The sequence below is a fragment of the Arhodomonas sp. KWT genome, assembly GCF_010993615.1.
The window spans coordinates 1-916 of record NZ_WNXE01000668.1; the positions used below are offsets into that span (position 1 = coordinate 1).

Sequence of the window (916 nt, forward strand, 5' to 3'; positions counted from 1 at the left end):
TCACCGAGAACATCCACAATGCCTACCACTATGCCGAAGGGCTGGCGCGCTTTCGTGACCGGATTCCGGTCGAGCCCACTGCCGCCGACGGCCTGAAACGCGTCGCCCGGGACCGGATCGCCTGGCTGGACGGCATGCTCGACGGGCGCACTTTCCTCGTCGGCGACCGGTTCACCATCGCCGATATCTGGCTGTACGTCTGGCTGGACTTCGGCGATTCCGTTGGCCAGCCATTCGACCGCGCCCTGGCCAACATCGCACCCTGGTTCGCCCGCGTCTCGGCACGGCCTTCCGCTGCCGCCAGCCTGCATCCGGACTGCCGTCCCGGTGGCGTACGCGGCTGACGCGGGGCCGCCTGGCGGTGGGGCAGCGGTGCGTGGGCGGTACCGCACATCGACTACGTGTTCGGCCACTCCTTTTCCTGCGGGTGCCGGCGGCGCAAGGCCAGCAGCACCGCGGCGGGGGCCGCGAGGGCCATCGCATACCAGGTGATGGCATAGCTCAGGTGGTGATTGGGGAAGTCGACGACCGTGAGCCCGCCGGCGGGCCAGCCCTGCGGGCCGGGCCGTTCACCGGCGTCGATGAAGTAGGGCGCGACCCGGTCGGCGGGCAGCCCCGCGGCGGTGGCGATGGCGGTGACGTCCCGGGAGTACCACGCGCCTTTCGCCGGGGCGTTGGCGCGGAAGACATCGCCGCCGGGTTTCGACAGCCGAAGCAGGCCGCCGACCGTCACTCGACCCTCTGGTCTTGGCATGGTGCGGAATGCCGGGGTGCCGGGCAGCGATTCGGGGATGTGGCCCCGGTTCACCAGCACGGTGAAGCCGCGCCCGGTGCGCAGAGGGGTCATGACCCAGTAGCCGTAACCCAGGCGGCTGGTACCGTGGACCAGGGTCTCGGCGTCGTGGAGGTAGTGCCC

The 916-nt window shown here is 70.5% G+C and carries 2 protein-coding genes; one reads left to right on the forward strand and one right to left on the reverse strand.

Annotation, left to right across the window (positions count from 1 at the left end):
- The coding region (locus G7A99_RS21590; RefSeq protein WP_205599990.1) for a glutathione binding-like protein at positions 1 to 344 on the forward strand (344 nt) is incomplete at its 5' end.
- A 53-nt stretch (positions 345 to 397) separates the two neighbouring features.
- Here the strand turns inward: G7A99_RS21590 and G7A99_RS21595 are convergent.
- On the reverse strand, positions 398 to 916 hold a 519-nt coding region (locus G7A99_RS21595; RefSeq protein WP_163143984.1), incomplete at its 5' end, for an SURF1 family protein.